General features: G+C 69.7%; 2 protein-coding genes. Both read right to left on the reverse strand.

All coding sequences use genetic code 11. The features are described 5' to 3' along the window. A partial coding sequence (locus KBA48_RS30510; RefSeq protein WP_292912458.1) for an SDR family NAD(P)-dependent oxidoreductase occupies positions 1–4,690 on the reverse strand: 4,690 nt, incomplete at its 3' end. Between the two features lie 13 nt (positions 4,691–4,703). Beyond that, the gene (locus KBA48_RS30515) at positions 4,704–10,058 is read right to left on the reverse strand and encodes an SDR family NAD(P)-dependent oxidoreductase (protein WP_292912459.1); all 5,355 of its coding nucleotides are present in this window, start codon (positions 10,056–10,058) and stop codon (positions 4,704–4,706) included. Positions 10,059–10,091 lie beyond the last annotated feature (33 nt).

Below are 10,091 nucleotides of genomic sequence, written 5' to 3' on the forward strand. Positions count from 1 at the left end.
ACCAGACATCGATGGCGATATGATGCACCGCAATCAGCAGAACATGGTCGTCAGCGGCGCGGCGCCACAGGGTGACGTGGATCGGCGGTCCCTGTTCCAGCCGGAATGGGCGGCGATAGGCCCGGGCCACGGCCTCATGCAGGGCGGCTTCATCCGCGGGGGCGTCGGCCCGCTCGACGGTGAAACCGCCCGCATCGCCGGCATCCTGGCGCGGCACGCCGCCGGGGGCCGTGAAACGGGCGCGCAATGGGGGATGGCGGTCCAGCACCAGCCGGAACGCACGCTCCAGCGCATCCCCGTCCAGGGCGGTGCGGATGCGGGCGGTGAAACAGGTATGGAAGGCGGCACTGTCCGGGGCCAGTTGCTGGAGGAACCACAGCCCCTGCTGCCCTGAACTGAGGGCGCCATCATCATCGTTGACGGCGGCGGGAATCGGATCGGTGGAGACTTCCGATGCCGATCCCCCTACCAGGGCGTGGCACAGGCCGGTGATGGTGGGGTGGTCGAACAGGATGGTGGTGGGCAGGCTGACGGCCATCTCCGCCTCGATGGCATTGCGCATCCGCAATGCCATCAGGGAATCCAGCCCCAGTTCGAACAGATCCTGTCCGGGATCGATGACCATATCCGGTGTCGCACCCAGCACGTCGGCTGCCAGACGGGCGAGGAAGGCGGCCAGCCCGGCGCCATTCCGCAGACCCGGTGCGGCTATGGGCGCCCCGTCGGGTACCAGACCGCGCAGCATGTCCGGCACCGGCCCGGCGGGCAGCGTCCGGCGATAGCGGCGCCAGTCTGCCTGCAGCACCAGCGTTCCGGCATCGTCCCCCGGCAGCAGGTGATCCAGCATGTCCAGGGCCGCCGCCGGCCGCAGGGCGGCAAGGCCCAGTTGCTCCAGCCCACGGGCGACGTCGTTGGCCGCCGCCATGCCGGCCCCGGCCCAGGGGCCCCAGGCGATACTGGTCCCGGTCAACCCCGCATGGCGCCGCTTGGCGGCCAGCGCATCAAGGAAAGCGTTGGCGGCAGCATAGACACTCTGCCCGGCCGCCCCTAACACGGCAGTGGCAGAGGAGAAGAACACCATCAGGTCCAGCGGCTGGCCGCCCGTCAGCCGGTGCAGGTTCCAGGCGCCGATGGCCTTGGCCGCCATCGCATCGGCCAGATGCCGTGGCGTCTGGTCGGGCAACAGCCCGTCGCGCAGCACGCCGGCCAGATGGAAAATCCCGGCCAGCGGCGGCATGCCGGCCTGGATGTCGTCCAGCACAGCAGCCAGTGCCGCCCGGTCGGCCACATCCGCCTGCAGGAGGCGGACATGGACACCCGTCGCGGCCATGGCGTCGATGCGGGCCTGTGCTGCCGGTGACGGTGGGTTGCGCCCCAGCAACGCCAGATGGCCGGCCCCGCGTCGGCACAGCCATTCCGCCAGTTCCAGCCCCAGCGCGCCGCAGCCGCCGGTGATGAGATAGGTCGCACCCGTGCGGATCGGCGATGACGCCTGGTTCGGGGGATTGGCGGGTTCCAGCCGGGGTGCCAGCATGTCGCCGTCACGCAGCGCACGTTCCCCCCGGACCAGCATTGTTGGCAATCGTTCCAGCAGGGCGGGGTGGGGATGGGCCGGCAGGTCCAGCAATCCGCCCCACAGGGTCGGCTGCTCCATCGCCAGTGACCGGCCCAGGCCCCACAAGGCTGCCTGGAACGGATCGGTGTCATCACCCTTGCGGACCGCCTGGGCTCCCCGTGTGACGATCCACAGACGAGGCGGATCGGTGCGGGTCGCCAGGGCCTGGGCAATGCGCAGCACCGGTGCGGCCAACGCCGCATCCTCACTGTGAGCGGATGCCAGGAAAGCGATGCCGGCAAGGTCGGGCCCGGCCTCATCGATGGCGGCGTGCAGCGCTTGGGTATCGAAGTCGCTGTCCAGCAGAATCCATTGCCGGTCCGGCTGCCCGCCACCCTCATCGGCAACCTCATGCCAGACGATGCGATGGCAGGGCAGGGCGGTTGCCCCGCCCACCGCCCGGCGCAGGGCGTCGGCCGACATCCTGTTTCCCTCGACCCCGTCCAGGGCCAGCAGCACGCGGCCGTCGCCATCCAGCAGGCGCACATCGCCGCCCGGTGCGTCACCCGCCGCCAGATGGGCCGAGGCCCAGCGGCAAGGACCACCCGGTTCGCCAGAGAAGCGCAGAAGGCCGATGCGGACGGGCACCAGTGCGTCATCCCCCGCCTGTCCCCACAGCGCGGGCAGCAATTGCAGCCCGCCATCGATCAGGCCGGGATGGAAGGACGGTGCCCAGACAAGGTCGCCGGCATCATCGGGGGCCAATTCGGCCAATGCCGCTCTGTCCGTCCGTTTGGCCCCGGTCACCCGGCGGAAGGCGGGGCCCAGGGTCAGCCGTTCGCCTTGGCCGGAGAACAGGTCATCGGCAGTGATCGTCTGCGTCCAGGTCTGCCACCGCTGCACCACCGGTTCCAGTGCCGGCATTGCACCCGCCGGCCGCAGGATGGCACTGGCATGGGTCATCGGGCCGTCATCGGTCAGGCGCGCCAGCCGCAACTCCGCCCCACCCTCCTCCAGCGGTCGCAGTCGCAGGTGCAGGGTCACGCTCCCCGTTTCTGACAGGGCCAGGGCAGCGGGGAAGGTGATGTCCGCCAGCTCGAAATCCTGACCGGGCAGGTGCCAGACGGCGGCGGCCAGCAGCAGCGACAGATAGGCTGCCGCCGGCACCACCGGCTGGCCGAAGACCAGATGGTCGCGCAGCAGCGGATGGCTGGCCAGGCCCAGTTCGGTTTCCCACAACACATCCCGCAGCAGCGGGCTGCGCCATATCCGGCTCAGCAACGGGTGCGGTGCCGGCGCCGCCGCCGTCCTGGCGGGGTTCGGCATCGGGATCAGCGTGTCGCCCGGCGTACCGAAATGGCAGGGCCTGCCATCGAAGCCCGTGGCCGGAAGGTCGATCCGGCGGTAGGGACCCGATGGGGCCAGGCGATCCAGGTCCGGCTCCCCGCCCCGGCAATATTCCTGACCGACCTGCGCGTCCGCCTCGCCGTCCAGATAGCGATCCAGCGCCCGGGCCAGCCCCGTCAGATCGGGTCCTGCGACGGCCAGCCGGTGGGCGAAATGGCTGCGGTGGCGCAGCGCCGTGGCGCACAGGTCGTGGGCGGTGATGCCGGCCGGCGGGGTGTCCAGGTAGTCCTGGAACCGCCGGGCCGTCAGGCGCAACGCGGCTTCACTCTTCGCCGACAGGCACAGAAGATGGGGGCCGGGGGTCGGCTGCGGTGCGGGCTGTTCCGGCCCTTCGCCCAGGATGACATGGGCATTGGTGCCGCTGAACCCGAAGGAACTGATCCCGGCATGCCGGGGCTCGGCCCCCCGTGTCCAGGCCACCGGTCGCACCGGCACCTGGAAGCCGGCGCCATCCCATTGGATCAGCGGGTTGGGGACCTTGAAATGCAGGTTGGCCGGGATGCGGCCATGGCGCAGCGACAGCAGCACCTTGATGATGCCCGCCATGCCGGCGGCGGCCTCCAGATGGCCGATATTGCTCTTCACCGACCCCAGAACCAGCGGCCGGGCCGGATCGCGGTCCCGGCCCAGGGTTTCGGCCACCGCGTCTGCCTCGATCGGGTCGCCCAGCGGCGTGCCGGTGCCGTGGGTTTCAACATACTGGATGTCGGCCGGGGTCAGCCCGGCCTTGTCCAGCGCCTCACGTAGCAGGCGCTTCTGTGCGGCCCCGTTTGGGGCGGTGAAGCCGTTGCTGGCACCGTCCTGGTTGACCGCCGTGGCCTTCACCACGGCCAGGATCGGGTCGCGGTCGCGCAGCGCATCCGACAGCCGTTTCAGCACCACCATGCCGCAGCCCTCGCCCCGGCCATAGCCGTCTGCATCGGCGGAGAAGCTCTTGCAACGCCCATCGGGCGAGGTGGCCTGCAGGCGGGAGAAACAGACATGGGTGGCGGGCGCCAGGATCAGGTTGACGCCGCCGACCAGGGTCAGATCGGTCTCACGCTCGCGCAGGCTCTGGCAGGCCAGATGGAACGCCACAAGAGAGGAGGAGCAGGCGGTATCGACGGGGATTGCCGGGCCTTCCAGCCCCAGGAAATAGGCGATGCGGCCGGCGGCGGTACTGGGCGTGCTGCCGGTGATGGAATAGGCATCGATCCGCGATAGATCGTCGGAATGGCGATGGGCCAGGCTATAATCATCGCCCGACAGACCGACATAGACGCCGGTGCGGCTGCGCTTCAGGCTGGCGGGAACAATGCCGGCCGATTCCAGCGCCTCCCAGGACAGTTCCAGCAGCAACCGCTGCTGCGGGTCCAGGGCGCGCGCCTCCTTCGGCGACAGGCGGAAGAACGGATAATCGAACAGGCCCAGCGGCACATTGAGGAAGCCGCCTTGGGCGGTATGCATGGTGCCCGGCGTCGTGCCGCCGCCATCCAGGAAGGTGGCCGCATCCCAACGGTCGGCGGGCACGGTGCCGATGGCATCGACGCCGTTCTCCAGCAGCCGCCAGAATTCATCCGGGCTGTTGGCGCCGCCTGGGAAGCGGCAGGCCATGCCGATCACCGCCACCGGTTCCGGCTGCCGGGACGCCTGCTGGGCCTCCAGCGCCTCGCGCCGCTGCTGCTCGGCCTTAAGCGCTCGGAAAAGCCGCTTGATGGTGTCCTGTGCCGACGTGGCGGTGTCGGTCATGGTCGCCCGGGCCTCAGCATGCGTCCAACTCGCGGTTCACCAGCGATTCCAGTTCCTCCAGGCTGAGCCCGTCGAGATCGTCCTCCATCTCGGCTTTCACGGGGGCGGGGGCAGGGGCCGTTTCGCGCTCCAGAAACAGCACCAGATCCTCCACCGTCGGATACTCGAACATGATCGACACGGGGAAGCTGCGCGCCAGCGCCTCGTTGATCGTGCTGCGCACGCCCACGGATGCCAGGCTGTCCAGCCCCTGTTCCATCAGCGGGCGGGCAGGGTCGACGGCGTCGTTACCGGTGAAGCTTAATGCCTCGGTCACGGCCTCCAGGACCAGGGTGTGGAGCAGGTGCCGGCGTTCCTGCGGGGCGGCTCCCGCCAGCCTTGCCGCCAGCCCGGCGGTAACCGGAACGGGCGGCGGCGTGGTGGCGGGGGCCAGGAGATGGCGGAACAGGTCGGCCCGCCCGGTGCCGCCGCCGCTTTGCCGGACATAACGGTCCCAGTCGCAGGCGATGGCGCAGACATGGGCCAGGCCGGTTGCCAGGGCGGCGTCCAGCGCCTGGCGTCCCTGGCCGGGCGATAGCGGCTGGATGCCCAGCCGGGCGAAGCCGGCGGCGATCTTGTCGGTGGCGGCCATGCCCGCCCCGCCCCAGGGGCCCCAGCCGATCGACAGGGCCACACCGCCGCGCGCCCGCAGGTCGGCGGCGATTGTGTCCAGGAAGGCATTGGCGGCGGCATAGTTCGCCTGTCCCGGATGGCCCAGCACGGATGCTGCCGAGGCGAACAGCACCAGCAGGTCCAGCGTGCGGCCTGATGCCAGTCGGGCTAGGGTCAAGGCCCCCTCCATCTTCGGCCGGGCGACGGTGTCCAGGCGTGCTGGCGTCAACCCTGGAATGGCTACGTCATCCAGCGTGCCGGCGGCATGGATGATGCCGCGCAGGGGCGGCAGGCCGGATGCCAGCCGCTGCCATGCCCTGTCGAAGGCAGCGCCATCAGCCAGATCTGCCGTCAGCGCATGCAGGGTGACGCCGCGACGGGACAGGCGGTCGGCCGCATTCCCGTCGATGCCGCCGCGACGGCTGGCGCAGACGATGTGGCGGGCGCCGGCATCGGCCAGCCAGTCCAGCATCAAGGTGCCCAGCGCACCGGAGCCGCCGGCCACCAGATAGGTACCTTCCGCCGACAGGCTGATCGGGTGGGCCGGCGCCAAGGGCAACCGGGTAAGGGCGGGGCGGTAGCGTATTCCGCCCCGCCATGCCGTTTCCGCCTGATCGGCGACGGACAATTCGTCCAGCAGCCGGTCGGCCTCGTCCGCCGGGGCGGCAGGGTCCAGGTCAAGCGTCCGGCAGGACAGGGTCGGATGTTCCAGCCGCAGCACCTTGGCCAGGCCCCAGAGCGGTGCCTGCATCGGCTGCACCGGGCTGCTACCGACGGGCTGAGCGCCACGCGTGACCAGCCACAACCCGCCCGGCCTGTCGGCGGCGATCAACGCTTGTGCGGCCAGCAGCGCGCTTGCCGTGCCCCGGTCGCGGGCGGCTTGCGGATCGGCGCTGACATCCAGGCTCCACAGATGCACCACATTCACGCCGCCCGCCGCCATCGGGGACAGAACATCGCGATAGCAGGCGGGATCGGCGGGGTCGAAGCCGTCCGTCGACCGGACCAGCCGATGCGGCAGGCCGCGCGCCGCCAGCCGGCGGGTCAGGGCCTCGCCCAGGCCGCCCGCATCGGCGAAGATCAACCAGGCGCCCTGCGCCGGCGTGGCGCCGGATTGAATGGTGGGCTGTGCTTCCCAGGTGACGCGATAGAGGGGGATGGGGGCGTCGGGGATGACCTGTTCACGCCGGGCGGCACGGCCGACGAAGCCGGCGATCTCCAACACCGGGGTGCCGTCCTGCTCATAAAGGCCGATATCGCCGCTGATGCCGCCGCCATCGACCTGACGCTTGAACGACCCCCAGGCCCACAGTTCCGCACCGCGCGGCCGCTGGTGGAAGCGCAGGGTCTGAATGGACGACGGGATGAAAGTATCCTCCACCTCCAGATCGATGGCGGCGATCATCAGGCCGAAGCAGGAATCGATCAGGCCTGGATGCAGCCCGTAGGCGGCATCGGCGGCCGCATCCAGTTCCGCCGGGCGCCGTAGCCGGCACAGCGCCTGACCCGGCCCGCGTGCCAGGGACGTAATCCAGCGATATTGGGGGCCCAGCGCGATATGGCGCCCTTCCAGCAAGTGATGGTGGCTGTCCAGGTCCAGCGTCTGCGGGCAGGCGGCGATACGATCGGCCAGCCGGGCGGGCGTGCCCGCTCCCGCAAGGGTCCGCAATGTGCCGGTGACGTGCCGGCGGTGGCCATCTCCGGCTTCCAGGGAGATCAGGGTGAACCCGGCGGGTGTATCCCGTTCCGGCCCGATGGCCAGTTGCACCCGCACCCCATCCTCGGGAACCACCAGGGCCTGGATGAAGCTGACATCCGCTATTTCCAGCCCACCAATGGTGCCCAATGCCTCTCCGCCGACGCCCAGCAGCATCGACATATAGCAGGCACCCGACACCACCACCTGCCCATGCACGCGGTGATCGGCCAGCAGCGGCATCCGCCCGGTATCGAGCAGAGCTTCATAGAAAAGCTCCCGCACCAGGGGGGAGGAGAAGCGCCGGTCGAGCAGGGGATGTGGCCGGGCCTCCAGCGTCCGGTTGACTGGCGCCCTGGGCGGCTCCAGCCAGTAGCGACGGTTCTCGAACGGATAAGTGGGCAACGGCAGCCGGTGGCGGCGATAGGGCCGGTCAAAGCCGAACCAGTCCACGGCGCCACCCTGCACATAAACCCGCCCGAGATCATGCAGCAGCGGCTGCCAGCCCTGGGCCGACATCTCCAGCACCAGCGCGCCGTCCGGCATGGCCGGGCTCTCCACCGCCTCCCCCCGCACGATGCTGTCCAGCGCCGTTTCCAGCGATATGGTGCCCAGCATCCAGGCGGCCATGGCGCCGCCATCTGCCGCGTCGGCCTCCACCCCCCAACTGCGCCAGAGGTCGGCCGTGGCCGCCCCCAGGCTGGCGGCGACGGCGACCGCAAAGGCGGGGGCGTCTGGCCATACGGCATCGCCATAAAGGCATTGCACCAGACCCACCGGCCAGATCCGGCGCAGGATCGCGTCGCAGCGTTCCAGGGTGGCGCGGAAGGGTGGGGCGGTCCGGTACAATTCCCGGCCCAGCCCGGCAGGGGCCGTGGCCGGGAAGCGGAAGGCCAGTTTCGGCTGCCCGCCGGCACGCGTGCCCGTGGCCGTTTCCAGCCCGTCGCGCAGCCCGTCGATATTGTCGAAGGCGATGGCGCAGCGATGGTCGAAATGCTTGCGCCCGCTATTGGCGGTAAAGCACAGGTCGGCCGGGTCCAGGTCGGGACGGCGGGCCAGGAAATCGCGATAGGAGCGGACCAGTGCGGCCAGGGCGGTGTCGGTGCGGGCCGACAGGGTCAGCAGGTGCGCAGGCCGGTCATCGGCCACCGACGTCCGCGCCCTGGTGGGTGCCTCCTCCAGGATCACATGCGCGTTGGTGCCGCCGATGCCCAGCGAATTGACCCCTGCGCGGCGCGGTACCCCGGCCGGCGGTGTCCAGGGCAGCAGTGCGCGGTTGATATGGAACGGGCCGCCATCCAGATCAATGGCCGGGTTGGGTCGGTTGAAATGCAGCGTCGCGGGGATTTCCCGGTGATGCAGGGCCAGTACCGTCTTGATGAAGCCCACGATGCCCGATGCGATCTGCAGGTGACCGACATTGGTCTTGACCGACCCCAGGGCGCAGAAGCCGCGCGGCGCGCCCGGCACCTGCAGGGCTGCGGCCAGGCTCGACACCTCGATCGGATCGCCCAGCGCCGTGCCGGTGCCATGTGCTTCCAGGAACGTGATGGTCTCCGGCGCCACAGCGGCGGCGGCCAGCGCGTCGCGCACCACTCGCGTTTCCCCCGCGCCGCTGGGCGCCATGAACCCGACCTTGACGCCGCCGTCATTATTGACGGCCGTGCCCTTGATCACGGCATAGACATGGTCGCCATCGGCCAGGGCCGCCTTCAGCGGCTTCAGCAGTACGGCACCAACGCCGCTGCCGAAGATAGTGCCGCCGGCCTGTTCGTCGAACGCGCGGCAATGCCCGTCGGGAGAGACCAGCATGCCGTCCTGCCACAGATGGCCGGCGGCCTGCGGGCTCTGCACCGCTGCGGCACCGGCCAGCGCCATGGCGCAATCGCCGCTCAGCAGGCTCTGCACCGCCGCATGGATAACCACCAGCCCGGTGGAACACGCGGTCTGCACATTCAGGCTCGGCCCCCGCAGATCCAGCTTATAGGAGGTGCGGGTGGCGATATAATCCTTGTCATTGCCGACCATCGCCTGGAAACCGCCCATCGAATCCAGGGTGAAGACGTCGATGCGGTCGCGCGGGTCCAGCTTATCCCGGTTGGGATGGACGTTGTTGGTGAAATAGGTGTTCATACTGGCACCGGCGAAGACACCGATGCGATCAGGACAGAGGAACGGGTTGTAGCCCGCATCCTCCAGCGTTTCCCAGGCGCATTGCAGGAACAGCCGCTGCTGCGGGTCCATCAGTTCCGCCTCGCGCGCTCCATAGCCGAAGAAGGCCGCGTCGAAGCCGGCGGCATCCTTCAGCACCGGGCTGGCACGGACATAGTCCGGGTCGGACACCGCGTCGCGGTCGAACCCCGCGGCCACCAGTTCCTCCACCGTAAAGCGGGCGATTGATTCCCGGCCCTGGCGCAGATTGTCCCAGAATTCGGCCAGATTGTCGGCGCCGGGGAAGCGGCAGGCCATGCCGATCACCGCCACCTCGGTCTCCCCCTCCGTCTGTCGGCGGCGCGGCGTTTCCGCTGCTGCCGGCACCGCCGCCGGTGCGCTCAGGAAGGCGGCCAGGGTACGGATGGTGGGGTACTTGAACAGGTCCACCAACTCCAGAGCGGGGAATTGCTGCTTCAGCCGGCCATGGACCTGGATCAGCAGGATCGAATGCCCACCCAGTTCAAAGAAATTCTCGTCCAGCCCGATCTGCGGCAGGGCAAGCGCCTGACGCCAGATCTCCGCGATGATCCTGCCCTGCCCGCCATCCGGCCTTGCGGCAGGTGGTGCAGGGTGCCGCGCGTCCACCGGCGTGGCCAGAAGGCGGTCAGCGAACTCCCCCCGTTCGAACCGCCGCTTCAACTCCAGGCGCTGGATCTTGCCGATGGAGGTCTTGGGCACCTCCTCGGTCGCCAGTGGCACCAGGCAGGCCACCACCAGCCCGGTCCGGCGGGTCAGGTGCTGGCGGATGCGCCGTCCCAGCCCATCCATGTCCGCCCGCCCGGTGGCGGTGGGGCTGAAAAGCACCATCAGGTCTTCAACCCCGCGCGCCGCGTCCCAGAC

It is taken from the genome of Niveispirillum sp., from assembly GCF_017996735.1.
Lineage (GTDB): Bacteria > Pseudomonadota > Alphaproteobacteria > Azospirillales > Azospirillaceae > Niveispirillum.

What these genes read in the sequence shown, in the direction of transcription:
- KBA48_RS30515 (WP_292912459.1), bottom strand. Translation starts at nt 10,058, where the DNA reads ATGGTGCTTTTCAGCCCCACCGCCACCGGGCGGGCGGACATGGATGGG.